This is a genomic window from Pseudanabaena sp. CCNP1317 (assembly GCF_034931345.1).
GTDB classification, from domain to species: domain Bacteria; phylum Cyanobacteriota; class Cyanobacteriia; order Pseudanabaenales; family Pseudanabaenaceae; genus Pseudanabaena; species Pseudanabaena galeata.
Genome location: NZ_JAYGIF010000100.1, coordinates 43,994 through 62,078 on the forward strand (window position 1 = coordinate 43,994; position 18,085 = coordinate 62,078).

Consider the following 18,085-nt stretch of genomic DNA (forward strand, 5'->3'; position numbering starts at 1 on the left):
CCTAAAAGCGTCGCTTGGCGACGTTTTTAGGTGTAAAGCAACCATGCAAATTTGCCAATACCGAAGCCAAAATATAAAGCGATCGCCGTTACAAATAATAAAATAGAACCAGTCATCAATAGGTAATCAGGAGTTGTTAAAGCGGACTGATGCAGATAGGTACGATTGGAACTACCTGAAAAAGCTTTTGACTGCAAGACAATTTCTAACTTTTGCGACTTTGAGAGGGAATTTAAGATCAAAGGTACGGCAACTTTGGCATAAACTTGCGCTTTTTTTAGCCAGCCCATTTTCTCGAAATTTAGACCACGTAAGCGCTGTGACTCAATGATCGATTGGACTTCCTCTAGTAAAAGTGGCACAAATCGCAGAGTCGATGAAAAGATAAACACCACTTTATAAGGGATTTTGGCGCGTACCATGCCCACTGTCATCTGATTAACATCTGTCGTAAAAATTGCTAATGGAATTACCAAAATCATCGTCAACGTTTTAAAAACAATATTTAATCCGTAAAGCGTTCCCTCTAAACTCATCTTTGCACCGCCAACTATCCACCATGTTTGGGGCAAGCTCAACAGAGTTGTGAGTTCCGTTTTATGAGTCAGTAATTTAACTTGTTCTACATTAAAAAATCCCATACTCAAAATCAGAAAAATATAAAAAGGAATCATCACTTTGAGAATAGTTCCTAAATAGTTGAGTCTGACTCCAGCCAGAACACAAGCCGCAATCACGCTCAGCATCAACACCCCCCCTGAGATCGGGCTTTCCCAAAGAAAGGCAAGAATGGTAACTGAGAGCATCACCACCAACTTAGAGCGAAAGTCTAAGCGGGTAAATAAAGAGTCATATTTAACAGTTTGTAATTTCATTCTTTCTCTAGTAATGCGGTTAAATTTAAGCTGTTTAAGATACTTGATTTAATTGGACGCTTTTCGTCCCAAAAAATTTGAGATGAGTAAAAAGAGATCGCTTGCTCTGAGGTTAGCAGTTCAAAAGTCTTATTAGCAATTTGTTCATCATTAAATCCTAAGAAATAAACTGTGTCATCAAAAACTATTTGCTTATTATCCAGCTTACTAATTAATCTAAACTCTAATTTTTTATAGAGTCCACAAATAGCAATTTTCCAAGGGGTAAATGTATAATTTCCAACACCAAAAATTGAAAATTTAGGATTATTATGATAGATTTTGCTTTTTCGAGCATTTAGATACTTAGCATGAGATTCTAAATAATTCCATGTTTTTGGAGCTAAATCTTTAATATATTCAGTTGGTTCACCAACAAATTTTTGAGTAACTAAAACATATCGATTAGTAGATTTTATGCGATTTTGTGCAATGTCAGATCCCTTCATTAAGGGGTATAAATAAGTTTCTTCAATATCAATAGACTCACCTAGCCCATTAACAAATGATTCACCGATTTTATTCAATTCCATTACTCTTGAACAATCATGTTTAATTCCAGAGCGCCATTTTGTTTTAGTATTTGTATTATATAAATTACTCATTTTTTCAAAAGAATCTATATCTCTAATGAGAATATTATTTCTATATCCAATTCTTTTACTCTCTGTTTGACTAAGACTACTAAATACATCGCAAAAGTAATGCTTTGAGTTTGGATTAAACTTACAAAATAATAGGCAAGCATCAACTGTTGCACTAAAATACTTTTGAGTATCAATCCCATATGTTGCACAGTACTCAAGATTAAGATTATGAGAATAAAGATAATTTAATAGTTTTCTGGCGACAGAAGTTTTACATAGCATTGCTAAACAAGCATTGCGATCTTGAAGCCATTGCGAAAACTGTATTAACATCCATTCAGAAATATCAAAGTTACTTTTACCTGTAATTGCATCTATCCCATTATACTTTTGGAAATTATTTTTTTTTGGTAAATTCTTGCTGTTAATACTTCCTTGCTGTGAATTCGTTACCCAAGGAAAGTTGCCAAGCACTAAAATTTCCCCAGCTATTTGATTGATATATGACTGCCACTCAAATTCAAAAAAATCTTTGTTGTGCAACTCAATTCTTGGATCTTGAGAGAATTTCTGATTATTTTTAATTTCCTGTAAGTATTGATTATTGATCTCAATACCAATAATCCTATTTACTCCTGAGAAAATAGATGAAGCAGCATTAATAAAATTACCAATCCCACAAGTTGGCTCAATAATAATATCAGGACTAACGTTAAGCTGAAGTAACTGCTGACAAACTTTTTCTGCTAGTTCGGGTGGTGTCTGAAAATCCCCATATTCAATTTTTGCTTTTTTATCAGTGTAAATCATTAACTATTCCTATAAATTACTATCAATCCTTCTTCTTGTCCAGCAAGGTCAATTACTCTTCCGTATTGAAGTCGCCATTGCAAAGCATTGGAAATAGTTAAAAAGCCTTGAATAGGATGACTAATAATTATTTCATCAGCAATATTTGACAACTCGATTTCATCAATAGGTAAATTTCGATCAGCCATAAACGCTATCAAATCGTCTTTATTCCCTTCATTAGCTAAAATATTGCGAATACCACGAGTCATCTGAAAATCGCTTGTTCTTTCAGCACTTACATAGATTGTATGCAGAATATTTAGAGTTCCAGTTCTATTAATACTATCGTCAGTTTTATCATAGACAAAAATGATCAACCCGTAGCCTAGCCCAAAAATCTTTTGTCGGGCAGATTTGAATGGACAAGATGACTGAGGCTGCTTAATGCTTGTCACCTTAATATCTATGAGCAAACTTGGAAAATCAATTCCACTAGCAGAATTACCTTCTATAAAATCATATTTATTTTTGAGATACAGTCTGAATTTTTGTTCTAAGTATGTTCCAATAGCTTTTCCATCAGTTACTCCATAAAGTGTTGGTTGTGGATGAATAGACTCAATCTCTGAAAATAGAGCAGCTTCAGCACAAAGAGATTCTATAGTTAAAAGTGTCATAGTAAAAGGGATAGCTGGTATTTATCTTAGCCTATAGTGCTTTGTGTTTGAATGAAACAACTGGCTAATTCTGTGGGGGTAATTAGAGGATAGTCGCGATCGCAAAAAGCACTCAGCTTTTGCGATAACATCACTGATTGCGGTGGCGTGAGATAGGTAGACTCTAGCAAATCAGTTTGATGATAGGCTTGGCGCAACGGTGCATCTAGTAAGATCGTACCTTTTCCCATCACGATCGCGCGATCGGCATAGTCGGGCATTAAGTATAAATGGTGCGTAATTACAATTACAGTTTTCCCCATTTGATGCAATTGCCGACTGACTTGTAAAATCGAAGAAGCACCCTGATAGTCTTGCCCTGTCGTCGGTTCATCAAAAATGATGATCTCAGGATTCATTGCTAATAGGGCTGCAATCACGATGCGTCCACGTTCTCCTTTGGGTAAAGATAACGGATGAGCATGGCGCTGTTCCCAGAGTTGCATGGCTTTAAGACTGCGCTCAGTTTCTTTCTTGACGACATCAGGCGCATAACCAAGAAAAGGCAAAGCAAAAGCAACTTCCTTCTCAACGGAAGTATTAAAAATTTGGTTGTCAGGATTTTGGGCAAGGTAGCCGATGGATTGAGCAAGGTCGCTGACGGATAGCTCTCTGGTATCGCGATCACCTACTAATACTTTGCCTGATGTCGGTTTTAGCAAGTTGAGAAAATGCTTAACCAATGTACTTTTACCCGCACCATTCTGTCCCACGATCAGCACGTATTCACCCTCATGGATGTCTAGCGAGACATTTTTGAGAGCTTCCGTACCATCGTCATAGGTATGTTTGAGATTTTGAACTGAGAGAACGGGTGGTCTGCTACTGCGAGTCGGAGTTGTAAATAGGGGCGGATCATTGGGGAGAATTTGCGATCGCAGTTCAGTTAAAGCTGCTATACCCGCATCCAAAGTAACGGGAATCTGCGGAATATTAATTCCCTTGTGCTGAATTTGGCTAAAAGCTTGAGCAACTTCGGGCGGACGGAGTTTGTTTTGTTCTAGTAAATCAATCTGTGCGTAGATTTCATCGGGAGTGCCGACGGCTAGCAATTTCCCCTTTGAAAGCAAGGCAATGCGATCGCAAAATTCTGCCATTTCTTCCGCAGCATGGGAAACCATGACGATTGCTACGCCGAGTTCTTCTTTTAATTCTCTGACTGTAGCAAAGACTTCTTGGGAACCAATGGGATCGAGTTGCGAAGTGGGTTCATCAAGAATTAATAAATCAGGTTGCAGTGCTAAGGCGGCGGCAATGGCTAAACGCTGTTTTTGACCACCTGAAAGCTCTTGGGGATTCTTCTTTTCAAAGCCTTCCAAACGAACTGATTTTAAAACAATGGGAATGCGGCGCAGGATTTCTTCACGGGGGACACAGAGATTTTCGAGGGCAAAGGCGATCTCATTTTCGACGGATGTAGCGGTAATCTGGATTTCAGGATCTTCAAACACAATCCCCACATGACGCGCTAGTTCACTGACGGGATGTTCGAGGCTATCTAATCCTGCGATCGCAATTTTGCCAAAAAAACGTCCACCGTAAAACTGGGGAACGATGCCAGTGAGGGCAAGACATAGGGTAGTTTTACCTGCTCCTGTCGCGCCAATGATTCCTAAAAATTCTCCTTTGTTAATGGTTAACGAGATATCTTTTAAGACTGTCTCTTTGGAGTTGGGATAGATATAGGAAACTTTGTCTAAGACCGCGATCGCTTGCATAATTTCGAGGGTTGAGCAATTTGATAAGTAACTGATTTTTGATGGTGAGACAAAGCCGTGCCATCAAAAATCTTACGGAGAAGCCCTTACATCGGACAAGATAAATCGCCGACTTTGCGAGAAAACAGCATATTTTCGCGGTAATCAACGGGGCAATCGATGACAGCAGGTACATTTTGGGCAAGCGCTTCCTTAAGTGTCGGTATTAAATCCATTGCCGATGTGACGCGATAGCCTATTAGCCCCATACTCTCGGCAAGTTTCACAAAGTCAGGATTACCAAATTTGATGAATGCGGATCGACCATAATGGATTTGTTGCTTCCATTCGATCAGTCCATAGCCACCATCATTAAAAATAATCGTCACAAAGGGCGTACCGATACGAGTTGCGGTTTCTAATTCTTGCATATTCATCATAAAGCCACCGTCACCTGTTACGGCGACGATCTTGCGATCAGGATTGACCAGTTTCGCCGCGATCGCCCCCGGAATTGCGATCCCCATCGCCGCAAAACCATTGGAAATAATGCAAGTATTAGGGCGATCGCAGTGGTAATGCCTTGCCATCCACATCTTATGCGCTCCCACATCGGAAATCACGATATCCTCAGCAGCCATGACTTGACGCAGATCGTAGATAATCTTCTGGGGCTTAATCGGAAACCCGTCATCATGGGCATACTGCTCATAGGTAGCCAGAACTTGTGGACGTAGGGCGATCGCGTGAGGATCAGTCATTCCTGTGCGATCGCAACGGTGCATAATCTCCACCAATGAATCCGAAATATCACCCACAATTTCCACTTGAGGCATATAGCTGCTGTCAACTTCCGCAGGTAACTCCGCAATGTGAATAATCGGAATTGTGCCATGAGGATTCCATTTCTTGGGGGAATATTCGATTAAGTCATAGCCAACAGCGATTACTAAATCCGTTTCATCAAAAGCGCAATTAATTACATCCCTCTGCTGCAAACCGATTGACCAAAGCGCCAGAGGATGACGGTAGGGAATGACACCCTTACCCATAAAGGTATTTGCCACAGGGATATTTAAACGGGTCGCAAAATCGATGAAAGCTTGACTAGCTTGAGAACGAATTGCCCCATTGCCCACCAGAATCAAAGGATTTTTGGCTTGTGCAATCAGTAGAGCGGCTTCCGATAAGCTGCGATAGGATGCATACATCGAATTGCGATCGCCTTTAATCAATAAAGGTTGCCCTGTGACTTCCATATCGGCAATATTTTCTGGTAAGTCAATATGTACTGCTCCCGGTTTCTCAGATTTAGCCAGTTTAAAGGCTTTACGCACAATTTCAGGGGTGATGCTAGGGCGCACGATTTGAGCATTCCATTTGGTTACAGGCTCGAACATGGCAACTAGATCAAGGTATTGATGGGAATTGATATGCATCCGATCAGTTCCCACTTGCCCCGTAATGGCAATCAATGGCGCACAGTCTAAGTTGGCATCGGCAACCCCCGTCATCAAATTTGTAGCTCCTGGCCCAAGCGTCGATAAACATACCCCCGGTTTACCTGTAAGTCTGCCATAGACATCTGCCATGAAAGCGGCTCCCTGCTCATGACGTGTAGTAATAAATGTAATCGATGAATTCTCAAGGGCATTGAGAACCGCCATATTCTCTTCCCCCGGCAGACCGAAGATATATTCTACTCCCTCATTCTCTAAGCATTTGACTAATAGTTCTGCGGTTTTCATAGCTTCCTCACAAATTTAAGTTTGGATTCGCACGATCTGCGTGCGAATCCAAATAGGGTTTATTTAATCCAAATAGTTTTAATATTCACGAATTCGCGAATACCTTCGACACCTAACTCACGTCCAAAACCCGATCGCTTGATTCCGCCAAAAGGAATACGCGGATCGGATTTGACCATCCCATTAACAAAGACTGCACCCGCCTCGATTTGTTCGATCGCTAATTCTATTTCCTGTTGATCGTTACTCCAAAAGCTTGCTCCCAATCCAAAATTAGTGCTATTCGCAAGGGCGATCGCTTCAGTGAAGTTCTGCACCCGAAAAACGGAGGCAACGGGGCCAAAAAATTCTTCTTGATAGGGTGGCGCACCCAAAGGAATATCCGCCAAAATTGTCGGCGCATAAAAATTGCCTTTCTCCTTCACGCGATACCCCCCAACTAAGACCTTTGCCCCTAGATCGACCGTGGCTTTCACTTGCAAATCTAGTTCATTTAAAATTTGTGGTGTCGCAAGGGGACCCACGTCAGTTTCAGGCTGCATCGGATCGCCTACTTTTAGCGCTTTGAATTTCTCGACAAATTTAGCAATAAACTGATCAGCGATCGCCTCTTCGATAATAAAACGCTTCGCCGCAATACAGGTCTGTCCATTGTTCATCACTCGCGCTGTCACTGCGGTACTGACCGCCAAATCTAAATCCGCACTTTTAAGCACAATAAACGGATCACTGCCCCCAAGTTCCAAAACTACTTTTTTAAGATGATGCCCTGCGATCGCGGCAAGGCTTTGTCCCGCAGATTCGCTTCCTGTCAATGTCGCCGCCTTTACTCTCGCATCGGCAACTAGTCCCGCTACGCGATCCGCTCCAACTAACAGGGATTGAAATGCACCTTCAGGTATACCCGCAGCATGGAAGACTTCCGCGATCGCTAAGGCACATTGCGGTACATTCGAGGCGTGCTTTAGCAGTCCCACATTCCCTGCCATCAGTGCAGGCACAGCAAAGCGAAACACTTGCCAAAATGGAAAGTTCCAAGGCATGACTGCAAGGATAATTCCTAAGGGTTGATAGCGAATGATCGTTCGGCTAGCATCGGTTTGGGCAGGAGTATCCGCTAAAAACTGTGGTGCATGTTCGGCATAAAAGCGGCAGAGATTGGCACATTTCTCGATTTCGGCGATCGCACTTTTGAGAGTTTTCCCCATTTCAAGGGTCATGATGATCCCAAATTCAGTTTTCTTTGCTTCCAGAATGTCAGCGGCTTGGAGCATCCATTGGGCGCGATCGCGAAAACTCGTGTGTTTGTAAGTGGCAAAGGTGCGATCGGCGAGTGCTAGCTTATGTTCGAGTTGCTGATCTGTCAAAGGCTCAAAGGTCTTTAACACTTCTCCCGTTACAGGATTTATTGATGCGATCGCCATGATCTTTTCTCCATTCCTGAGCAGATATATTAAGATCTTAATCCTTGCGATCGCCAAATATACCGATAATTCAAGTTAATTTACGATGTATCACGATTGAAGTTCAAAGAGATCATTATTTAACGCCAAAGATAAGGGGCGGCGCTTCGCGCCGCCCCTTATCTTTTGGGTTTTATGTTCTAAGCAAAACCTTGTAATGCAGAAATTTGCATGAATTACTTGACCTTATACTATGGTATAAGGTCTACACTTGTAACCGTTGGATGGAAAAAGCAAAGATGTCAATGCTGCAAGTCGGTGAAGTCTCTCGCAAATTGGGTTTAAATCCTCAGACGCTTTATTTCTACGAGCGAATTGGCTTAATTCCCTCTCCTCTTAGAACTGAGGCGGGATATCGCTTGTTTAGTCAAGAAGATGTAGATCGCTTAGCTTTTATCACCCAGACTAAGGCGATGGGTTTGAGTCTAGATGACATCAGAGAAATTTTGGCGGTCAAAGACGGAAAGTTCCCCGCTTGTCAGGCTGTGCATGATTCTCTGCTTAAAAAAGCCAAAATGATTGAAGAGACAATCCAGCAACTGCAAATACTGCATGACGAACTTTTGCCACTGATTGATCACTGTAAACAACATATCGAATGCCAAGATTGTCCGAACTCACAGGAATCTTGTGCTGATGTAGACGATCCGCGTCATGGTTTCCAGCAATCTTGTAGTGCTTGGCAGGGACGTACTGAAATGTCTTCAGTGAGCAGTCAATAAATAATTTCCATTATCTCCATAGTGGTTTTAATTTTTACGTAGGCAAAATCAAAAGTCCTGTATTAAAAATATTAGTTATAAACTATGACCAGACTATTCTCAGATCTTCTCTATCCATCTAGTGAAAACAATCCTAACCCTTTAAAACTAAGTTGGCCAGCAATCGTATTTTTTACAATTTTCCATTCTTTAGCTCTATTAGCTCCTTGGTTCTTCTCATGGTCAGCTTTAGGCGTGACTCTGATATTGCATTGGTTTTTAGGAAGTATTGGGATTTGTTTGGGATACCATCGTCTGCTGAGTCATCGTAGCTTTCAAGTCCCTAAATGGCTAGAATATGCGATCGCTCTAGTTGGAGCCGCCGCAGTTCAAGGAGGTCCAATCTTTTGGGTAGCAGGGCATCGTTTACACCACGCGCATACTGAAGATGTAGAGAAAGATCCTTACTCGGCTCGTAAAGGATTTTGGTGGAGTCATATGTTGTGGCTGTTCTATCCTAAAGAAGAGTTCTTTAATCCTACGCTGTACCGCAAATATGCGCCTGAAATGGCTCGCGACCCTTTCTATCTATGGCTAGATAAGTATTATCTACTATTACAAATTCCTCTAGGAGTGGCGTTATATCTCCTTGGTGGTTGGTCTTATATCATTTGGGGCATGTGTGTGCGCTCAGTTTTACTATGGCATAGTACTTGGTTTATCAACTCGGTTACGCATATGTGGGGATATCGCACGTTCGAGACTAATGATAATTCACGGAATCTCTGGTGGGCGGCGATCGTTACCTATGGCGAAGGCTGGCACAATAACCATCATGCCTATCCCCATGTTGCCAAAGCAGGTTGGCGCTGGTGGGAAGTTGATGTCACTTGGTGGGCTATCCAATTGCTAAGAAGCTTGGGGTTAGCCACAAAGGTAATCATGCCTCCTGCACTTAAAAACTGATGTTACGTGGAACTCAGATGATAAATCTCTTGTTGCTAGCACAACAGGGCAACCACGGGGGGATTGCCCCTACTCCAATAATTTAGATTTTTGTAGGGCTGTGCCACAGGGCAAGCCCTAGACTTAGATGATCGTAGGGATTCTATCCACGTAACATCAGTTAAAAATTAAGAAAGGTGAGATGCAAAGCATCTCACCTTTTTTATAGGAATATACCAAAACAGAAAATGGCGTAGCCATTTTCTGTTTTGGTATATCATCTTGCTAATAGGAGCATTTTTGAGAGATTTTATGCTTAAGCTGGCGATCGCTTATTTAAGAGTATTTTTAAGAGCCTCACTAATTTTTTGCCTACTGGGCTGTCCCATTCTTCTAACCTTTGACAGTCCCGTTCAAGCTGGTAAATTCATGGCTTCTCTAGTCTTTGATACGGCAAATGATCCAGTTGAGGTTGCAGCTATCTATGACACCTCCTATTCCACCCAGAAAACTCTTGTGAAGTCTTTGAAAGTCAGCAATAAGCTCATGAAAAAAGCTACGGGGTTTAAAGGATTTTCTCTGCTCCAAAGTCAAGATGGTAAACAAATAATTGCGCTCTCTCAATGGCAAGATCTACCTAGCTATCAGGCTTATGTCCCACCTTTAGCCGCCGACTTTAGTAAGTCCAAAAGTTCAGAGGGCTTAACTGCACCTCCTGCTCCTAGCCAAACCCTCGTATTTGAAGTTGTAAATGCTCAGACCGCGATCGCAGGTGCGACTCCAGCCCTTCGCGGTAAAGAGGCTGTTGTCCGACTGACTCAATTAGCTCCAAAAAGTCCTGAAATGCGATCGCAGATTCTGACTAGCATGGAAGAGATGGTTCCCTCTATTTTACAAAATCAGCCGATTCCGCAGTCAGTGCTCTTGTTGAAGAGTTTGGATAGTGATGATTTGGTATTGATGACGAATTGGAATTGTAGCGCTATGTTTGAGGATGTCGGCAAACCTGAAGCGATCAACCTAAGCAGTGATTTAATGGAACTAGTAGATAATAAACAGAACATTTACAACGTTACAAGCATTATTCCTGCGGAAGTAAAAAAGGCTAAAAAAAGCAAATAAAAATTATAAGTGTCAAATGGGTCTTTTGGGCAAGATTCATTTGAAAAGCTTCATTTAATCTTACAGAGGTAATAAAGCCACATATCAATGTTGTCGCTTAACTCTTGTGGCGTAGTGAGTTCCAAACCACTTTTCCAAGAATACATTGTGACATTGCCAAAATCTGCTTTTAATTGATTGAGTTGCTCCTGTGGTCTAACGTAATACTGCTTTAATCGGAAGTTATGGGATTCATCTCGAATAATTTCATAGTCAGAAGATTTGAGCTGTTGAGGGGAAATAGAACGATTAAAGAAGCGTAGAATTCCCCACATGACCAAGTTAACATAGGTAGTTAGAGGGTTTAGGCTAATCTGCTTTCGCCAGTTAAATTCTCGTTCTAGCCCCAGTAAACTATGGCTTGAGAAAAAGAAATATCCTCCCGACTTCCCAATTCGGCTGACCTCTTGCAATACCTGCAATCGATCTAAATGGGAAAGAGCATCAAGTCCATTAAAGCTAAATAAAATAAAGTCGAAAGAATTATCTGCAAACTGACTCATATCTTTCGCATCGCCCACTGCAAACTCTCTTGACTGAGAAGAAGATGCAGAAAACGGTGGGAAGCGTTTCTGGCAAGCCGTAATCATCTCTGGAGAATAATCAATCCCCACATATTCTTGAACAATTCCAGAAAAATGTTGAGTAGTGCGTCCTCCCCCCACACCAATATCTAGCATTTTTATACTTGCCCATTCATCGCTTAGAAGATCGAGAATGGTTTGTTCAGCAGGTTGTAGTTGGCATAACTGGCTATAGTGTTGAACAATTTCACGAGCTGTATAAACTTGATGATTATGCTCAAACATAAATCACTATGTTTGAAGAAGAATTCTCGCGGGTTACTTGCATTAAAAAATAAAAGAATTAGGTTCATCAACATACCATTTTGCAGGCAACAACTGTCGAGGAGATCGATATAGCAATGGTAAGTTTTGCTTAGGACAAATCAAAACCCAAAAGATGAGTGGCGGCGCGAAGCGCCGCCACTCATCTTTTGGGTTTTATGTCCTAAGCAAAACTTACCATTGCTATAGATGCAGCAACTACCGATCAAACGAACCACAAGAAAAAAATGAAAGCGTTGCGAAGCAACGCTTTCATTTTTTTCTTGTGGTTGAGCGCAACGTGATGTAAATCTCTAATTGGGCTTCAAGTCCTCTGGAGCGACTGTTCTAATTTACGTGACCTTTGGTAAGGTCACTAATTCTTTAAGTCGTAGAAGTATCGTCCTCGCCGTCTAATTCTACGATTTCTGGTGTTTCAGGAGCTAATTCCTCAACATTAGTATCAGTAGCAGTTAACGCCACATCACCATTGAGAATTTCTGCTTCTTCAATTTCTTCTTCCAAGGCAGGTGGAACTAAGGTAGCACCCACGATCGCATCAGAAGCATCCAACTTTTGCAAACGCACACCTCTGGCAGTACGAGATTGACGAGCGATCGCATCGGTACTTTGACGCATGACAATACCGCGACTAGTGACGATCATTAGCTCGTTATTCTCGTCAACTAAACAGAGCGAAGCAAGTTGATCTTGTCCTGATTTGAACTTGGTCACGCGCAAACCTTTACCTGCGCGTTTTTGGATACGGAACTGGTTGACAGGAACCCGCTTGCCATAGCCGCCTCTAGTGACGACTAGTACCCAAGGTCCTTGAGCTTTTTCATTCTCAGCCTCGGTTGCCTCAGTTTCGAGATTCTCTTCTTCATTGACAGTTACAGTCAAATCAATATCTTCTTCAGAACCTTCCACTTCCTCAATTTCGGCTAAGCCTGCGGGGAGAATATCCATACTCACAATTTCATCATCACCAGTTAGACGCATCGATCGCACGCCGCGAGTATCCCGACCCATCGGGCGCAACTGCTCATGATCAGTACGGAAGCGGATTGACATGCCTTGACGTGAACCAACGATAATGGTGTTATCGGCTTTAGCTCGGCGTACCCAACGCAGTAAATCACCTTCCTCTAAGGCGATCGCAATTAGTCCATTGGAACGAATGTTGGCAAAAGCTGGTAATTTCGTTTTCTTGATATAGCCGCCAGCCGTGAGCATGACCAGATATTCATCTTCGCTAAACTCGCTGATGGGTAATACTGTAGTAATTTTTTCGTCAGCAGCGATCGGTAATAGTTGCACCACGGCTGTACCACGGGCGGCGCGACCTGATTCAGGAACTTCGTAAGCCTTGACTCCATAGACCTTACCGCGATCGGTAAAGAAGAGAACTTTGTCATGGCTGCGACAGGCGAAGAAATGGGCGATCGCATCATCATCCTTAACGTTGGCGCTAGCTTTGCCGCGTGTGGCGCGATGTTGAGCCGTGAAAGTATCCACAGGCATTCGTTTCACATAGCCCTGCTCCGTCACCATCACAATCGTTTCGCGATTGGCAATCAAATCAGCAGTATCAATATCACCTTCATTGGGCAGAATGCGAGAGCGACGAGGGGTAGTAAATTCAGCTTTGATTGCTTCCAATTCTTCACGGGTAATCGTGAGAATGCGATCGCGATTGGCAAGAATATGTTGTAAATCAGCAATCTTCTCAACTAATTGATTATGCTCATCGTGAATCTTATCGGCATCCTGCGCTGTTAATCGACGCAACTGCATCGCTAAAATTGCATCGGCTTGAGCTTCTGAAAGCCCATAGTTCTCAATCAAGCCCGCTTTTGCAGAACTACTATCATCGGCTCCACGAATTAGGGCAATAACTGCATCTAAGTGATTCAGCGCAATTAATAGCCCTTGTAATAGATGATCGCGTTCTTCGGCTTTACGCAGTTCGTACTGAGTACGACGCGTAATCACTTCGTAACGGAAATCAAGAAATACTTGCAGTGCATTACGCAGGGTTAGCGTAATTGGTTCGCCATCGACTAGAGCGAGCATATTGCAGCTAAAGTTCGATTGTAGAGGCGTGGATTTGTAAAGATTATTCAGAACTACTTTTGGATAAGCATCGCGCTTTAATTCGATGACTAAACGCATACCATCGCGATCGCTTTCATCGCGAATGTCAGAAATGCCATCAATTTTCTTCTCATTGACCATTTCGGCAATACGTTCGATCAGAGCCGCCTTATTGGTTTGGTAAGGCATTTCCGTAATAATAATCGCCTCACGATCCTGCCGTCCCGAAGCGGAAATTGTCTCAAAGCTAGCCACTGCTCGCATGGTCACGGAGCCGCGCCCCGTCGTATAGGTTTCGCGAGCGCCATCGGTTCCTAAGATCAAAGCGCCTGTTGGGAAGTCGGGACCTGGAATATATTGCATCAATTCCAAATCCGTGAGATTCGGATCGGCAATCAGAGCCACTAAGCCATCCACTAACTCGCCCAAATTATGCGGTGGAATATTGGTCGCCATCCCCACGGCGATTCCTGAAGAACCATTTAGCAATAATTGGGGGATTCTGGCAGGTAATACTAGCGGCTCCTGTTGGGAACCGTCATAGTTATCGCCAAAGTTAACCGTATCGCGCTCAATATCTTGAATCAGCCCGAATTGCGAAATCCGAGTCAACCGACATTCGGTATATCGCATTGCGGCGGCGGGATCGTTATCAACTGAGCCGAAGTTACCATGACCATCAACCATGCGATCGCGCATCGAGAAGTCCTGCGCCATCCGCACCAGTGCTTCATATACGGCGGTGTCACCGTGGGGGTGATATTTACCGATTACGTCACCGACCACACGGGCGCATTTCCGAAACGGGCGATCGGCGGTCATGCCCAACTCGTGCATAGCGTAGAGAATGCGACGGTGTACGGGTTTGAGTCCATCTCTGGCATCGGGCAGAGCGCGACCGACGATCACGCTCATGGCATATTCCAGATACGATCGCGACATTTCGCCGCGCAGGTCTGTGGGGATAATGCGATCTTCTAAGATTTCAGTCATATGCTAATCAAATTCTCCTTGCATGGCTTGGCTTTGCTTGCCCCGCGTGCGATCGGCAATCATTACTAAGTGTTTTACTATTATAAGGCTTTGCGGGTTTGCTGAGGGTGACAAGACTTGATTTGTAGCGGTATATTGGAAAGTAAGAGCTAGCTAAACCTTAGAGGTTTATAAATTTATGCCACAGGTAATCGAGCCGATCTCAGTATCTTCAGTGGACGTGACTGATGCAGAGCAGCAAGTCATGCTAAATTTCTCTCTGCCTTTACATTCTCTTGTTGATGCGATCGCTAAATTAGGGCTAAGAGAATTAATCCAATTAAAACGTCTAATAGAGAGCCAAATTAATCAAGCCTTAGAGAACTATACAGGTGATGATGATCTGATCTTGGATGAAGTAGAGCGTCAACACCCCGCCTATGATGCCACGATGACGCAAGCAGTGCAATCTGCGATGGATGAATCTCAAAATCAAAAATTTACTAATGGGAGTGATTTTCGTGACTGGCTCATTTCCGTTTCAGATTGAAGTATCTAGTAAGTTTCAACGTAGTTATAAACTTTTGCTCAAGCGTCATTGTAAAGGCGATCGTCAAAAACAAGAGATGATTGAGGCGATCGCTGAACTTGTAAACCGCTTATCATCTAGTCCTTATTTGACAGATGCTAATCCTGAACCACTGCCAAAAGGATTAGCTATGTCTGATGACTGGAAGTTTTACAAAATCAGGTTTAAGATGCCAAATTTAGCTGGGGCATCGGGACATGGGCGACTGATGTATTTGGTGAGTGAAAGTCAAAAGATTATTAAGTTGGCTTGGATTTATACCCATGCTGAATACGCAAAACGCCCAGAAGATCGGGATTTAAAGGATTTGCTTAGAGAATTACTTGACGAGTAAAGTCTTCTTGTTTGGACATTTTGTTATCACAACTCCGAATATTTTAGTAAGCCTAGCTTGGGGATTGATGTTAAAATACCTTCCTAATAAAATTTGTTAGTCGTTGAAGTATGTCGAGATTGCTGGTTACGCAGTATCAATCTGAGGTTGAGAAAATCATTCGCTATGGTGGTTCTAAAAAAGAAACCAGCATTCGCAATGCTTTTGAGCGTCTATTGAATGATTATTGCAAACCGCGCAATTATTTATTGGTTCCTGAATTGGATTTTAAAACCAAGTTTAATACGACGGTTTTTCCTGATGGTACGATTAAGGATGCGATTAGGTTGGAGCATGGTTGGTGGGAGAGTAAGGATCAATACGATAAGCTGGATCTGGAAATTGAGAAGAAGTTTGAGAAGGGTTATCCTGATGAAAATATTTTGTTTGAGGATTCTCAGAATGCGGTGCTGATTCAGCATAGCCGTGAGATTGGGCGCGTGTCGATGGGAGATGCGGATGCGCTCGATCGCCTACTCAACATATTTGTCGATTATGAACGCCCAGAGGTGCGAGATTTTCGGGCTGCCATTACCAAATTCAAAGAAGATATTCCCAGTATTCTTGAAAAATTACGCGAGACGATTCAGGTTGCGGAAAAGGAAAATCAACAGTTTCGCGATCGCCGCAATGGGTTTTTGGCGGTATGTCGGCAGTCGATTAATCCTGAAATTGAGATTTTTGATGTGCATGAGATGTTGATTCAGCATATTTTGACGGAGGATATTTTTACAAATATTTTCCATGAGTCGCAGTTTCATCGGGAAAATAATATTGCCCGTGAGTTGTCGGCGATGATCGATACGTTTTTTACGGGAACGACGCGGCGCAATACGTTGAAGAGTATTGAGTATTACTATGCGGTGATTCGCCGTAGTTCGGAAAATATTGCGAATCATCATGAGAAGCAGAAGTTCCTGAAGGCGCTCTATGAGAATTTTTACAAGGCTTATAATCCGAAGGCGGCGGATCGGTTGGGAATTGTGTATACGCCGAATGAGATTGTACGGTTTATGATCGAGAGTGCGGATCATTTGGTGCATAAGCATTTTGGCAAGTTGCTATCGGATGAAGGTGTGGAGATTCTCGATCCTTGTACGGGGACGGGAACATACATTACGGAGTTGATTGAGTATTTGCCAGCGCATAAGTTGGAGCATAAGTATAAGCATGAGATTCATTGTAATGAGATGGCGATTCTGCCCTATTACATTGCGAATTTGAATATTGAGTTTACCTATGCTCAGAAGATGAATAAGTATGAGGAGTTTAAGAATATTTGTCTGGTGGATACGCTGGATCATTGCGGGTTTGAGGGGAAGCAGTTTGATTTGTTTGCGATGAGTGTGCAGAATACAGAGCGTATTCAAGGTCAAAACGCTAAAAAAATCTCAGTAATTATTGGTAATCCACCTTACTATGCCAATCAAGCAAATGAAAATGATGAAAATAGTAGCCGTTCCTATCCAAATATTGACAGTCTGATTAAGCAAACATACATCAAAGAAAGTAAAGCCAGAAAAACTAAGCGGTACGATATGTATTCTCGTTTCTTTCGATGGGCTACAAATCGTTTAGATGATGAAGGAATCTTAGTATTTATCACAAACTCTAATTTCTTAACTTCTGATGAAGCCGATGGTTTTAGAAAGCTGGTTGCTCAAGATTTTAGTGATGTGTATGTAATCGATCTAGGTGGTGATGTTCGAGCAAATCCAAAGTTGTCAGGTACTAAACATAATGTTTTTGGTATTCAAGCAGGTGTTGCAATCAGCTTTATGGTGAAGAGTGCTTCTCAAAAAAACTCTTGTAAAATTTACTACTCAAGAAGACCTGAGTTTGAAGTATCTGATGATAAGAACAAGTTTTTAGCAAGTACTAAGTTTGATCAGATATCCTTTAAGCATCTTCAACCAGATCAAGCACATAATTGGCTTAACCTAGGAAATGACAACTTTCAAGATTTGATACCGATAGCGAACCAAGCAACTAAAGCAGCTAAAACAGAGGCTGAAGAATGCGCTATATTCAAGATTTTTTCTATAGGTGTTTCAACTAATAGAGATGAGTGGGTTGTGGCTCCTTCTGAGATAGCTCTACAAAACAAAATGAAGTTTTTCTCTGATTTCTTTAATCAATATAAAAAGAAAGAGAATGATAAGTATGATGAAACTATCAAGTGGTCTAGAAATTTAAAAAGGGAATATTCTAGAGGATTAAAGGAAGCATTCGATCCTCATAGAATTGTAAAAGTTCAATATCGCCCTTTTACGTCACAATATTTGTATAACTCAGATATCTTTGTTGATGAGCATGGAGCAATCTTACAATTCTTTCCAAAAACAAGCAATGAACTCGAAAACTTAGCGATTTGCCCTTAGTGGTGCAGAAAAGTCTGAGAAAGGTTGCTAGGCATAGAGTCTCAAAATGAGACAAGAGGGATAAAAGGGACAAGAGATGAGATACTCAAGTTCCTCAACAAAAGATCTTATCCATGCCCCAC

13 protein-coding genes and 1 pseudogene are annotated in these 18,085 nt (G+C 42.1%); 6 read left to right on the forward strand and 8 right to left on the reverse strand.

All coding sequences use genetic code 11. The features are described from left to right. Positions 1 to 26 precede the first annotated feature (26 nt). The 6 genes from VB775_RS17895 to VB775_RS17920 form a co-directional block, all read right to left on the reverse strand. Complete coding sequence (locus tag VB775_RS17895; RefSeq protein WP_281007075.1) at positions 27 to 875, reverse strand: energy-coupling factor transporter transmembrane component T family protein; 849 nt, start codon at positions 873 to 875, stop codon at positions 27 to 29. Next, positions 872 to 2,311: an SAM-dependent methyltransferase gene (locus VB775_RS17900; protein WP_281007076.1), complete on the reverse strand. Its 1,440-nt coding sequence runs from the start codon at positions 2,309 to 2,311 to the stop codon at positions 872 to 874. Before VB775_RS17900 ends, VB775_RS17895 begins: the two co-directional genes overlap by 4 nt. Next, a complete protein-coding gene (locus VB775_RS17905) occupies positions 2,311 to 2,970 on the reverse strand; it encodes a restriction endonuclease (protein WP_281007077.1) in 660 nt (219 codons plus the stop codon). The genes VB775_RS17900 and VB775_RS17905 overlap by 1 nt, the downstream gene beginning before the upstream one ends. A gap of 26 nt (positions 2,971 to 2,996) precedes the next feature. Next, on the reverse strand, positions 2,997 to 4,727 hold the full coding sequence (locus VB775_RS17910) for an ABC transporter ATP-binding protein (RefSeq protein WP_281007078.1): 1,731 nt from the start codon (positions 4,725 to 4,727) through the stop codon (positions 2,997 to 2,999). An 86-nt stretch (positions 4,728 to 4,813) separates the two neighbouring features. Next, positions 4,814 to 6,454 carry an acetolactate synthase large subunit gene (locus VB775_RS17915; protein WP_281007079.1) on the reverse strand — a complete coding sequence of 547 codons (1,641 nt, stop codon included), beginning with the start codon at positions 6,452 to 6,454 and terminating at the stop codon, positions 4,814 to 4,816. A 59-nt stretch (positions 6,455 to 6,513) separates the two neighbouring features. Next, positions 6,514 to 7,878 carry an NAD-dependent succinate-semialdehyde dehydrogenase gene (locus VB775_RS17920; RefSeq protein WP_281007080.1) on the reverse strand — a complete coding sequence of 455 codons (1,365 nt, stop codon included), beginning with the start codon at positions 7,876 to 7,878 and terminating at the stop codon, positions 6,514 to 6,516. Positions 7,879 to 8,141: 263 nt separating this feature from the next. Here VB775_RS17920 and VB775_RS17925 point away from each other — a divergent pair, with 263 nt between their 5' ends. The 3 genes from VB775_RS17925 to VB775_RS17935 all read left to right on the forward strand — a co-directional run bounded on the left by VB775_RS17925 (position 8,142) and on the right by VB775_RS17935 (position 10,685). Further along, the gene (locus VB775_RS17925; RefSeq protein ID WP_281007081.1) at positions 8,142 to 8,639 is read left to right on the forward strand and encodes a heavy metal-responsive transcriptional regulator; all 498 of its coding nucleotides are present in this window, start codon (positions 8,142 to 8,144) and stop codon (positions 8,637 to 8,639) included. Positions 8,640 to 8,723: 84 nt separating this feature from the next. Continuing rightward, on the forward strand, positions 8,724 to 9,584 hold the full coding sequence (locus VB775_RS17930) for an acyl-CoA desaturase (RefSeq protein WP_281007082.1): 861 nt from the start codon (positions 8,724 to 8,726) through the stop codon (positions 9,582 to 9,584). Positions 9,585 to 9,863: 279 nt separating this feature from the next. Beyond that, positions 9,864 to 10,685, forward strand: a complete 822-nt coding sequence (locus VB775_RS17935) for a hypothetical protein (protein WP_281007083.1) — start codon at positions 9,864 to 9,866, stop codon at positions 10,683 to 10,685. A gap of 50 nt (positions 10,686 to 10,735) precedes the next feature. Here the strand turns inward: VB775_RS17935 and VB775_RS17940 are convergent, their stop codons facing one another. Then, positions 10,736 to 11,533 (reverse strand): class I SAM-dependent methyltransferase, encoded by a 798-nt coding sequence (locus VB775_RS17940; RefSeq protein ID WP_281007084.1) that lies wholly within the window; start codon positions 11,531 to 11,533, stop codon positions 10,736 to 10,738. A 402-nt stretch (positions 11,534 to 11,935) separates the two neighbouring features. Beyond that, positions 11,936 to 14,641: a DNA gyrase subunit A gene (gyrA, locus tag VB775_RS17945; protein ID WP_281007085.1), complete on the reverse strand. Its 2,706-nt coding sequence runs from the start codon at positions 14,639 to 14,641 to the stop codon at positions 11,936 to 11,938. Positions 14,642 to 14,819: 178 nt separating this feature from the next. On the opposite strand from gyrA, the gene VB775_RS17950 reads away from it, so the two are divergent. The 3 genes and pseudogenes from VB775_RS17950 to VB775_RS17960 all read left to right on the forward strand — a co-directional run. Continuing rightward, complete coding sequence (locus VB775_RS17950; protein ID WP_281007086.1) at positions 14,820 to 15,170, forward strand: hypothetical protein; 351 nt, start codon at positions 14,820 to 14,822, stop codon at positions 15,168 to 15,170. Then, entirely contained in the window at positions 15,142 to 15,543 is a 402-nt protein-coding gene (locus tag VB775_RS17955; RefSeq protein ID WP_281007087.1) for a hypothetical protein, read from the forward strand. Before VB775_RS17950 ends, VB775_RS17955 begins: the two co-directional genes overlap by 29 nt. A 110-nt stretch (positions 15,544 to 15,653) precedes the next feature. Then, positions 15,654 to 17,945 (forward strand): annotated as a pseudogene (locus tag VB775_RS17960) (type ISP restriction/modification enzyme); the annotation flags it as partial. Between the last annotated feature and the right edge of the window lie 140 nt (positions 17,946 to 18,085).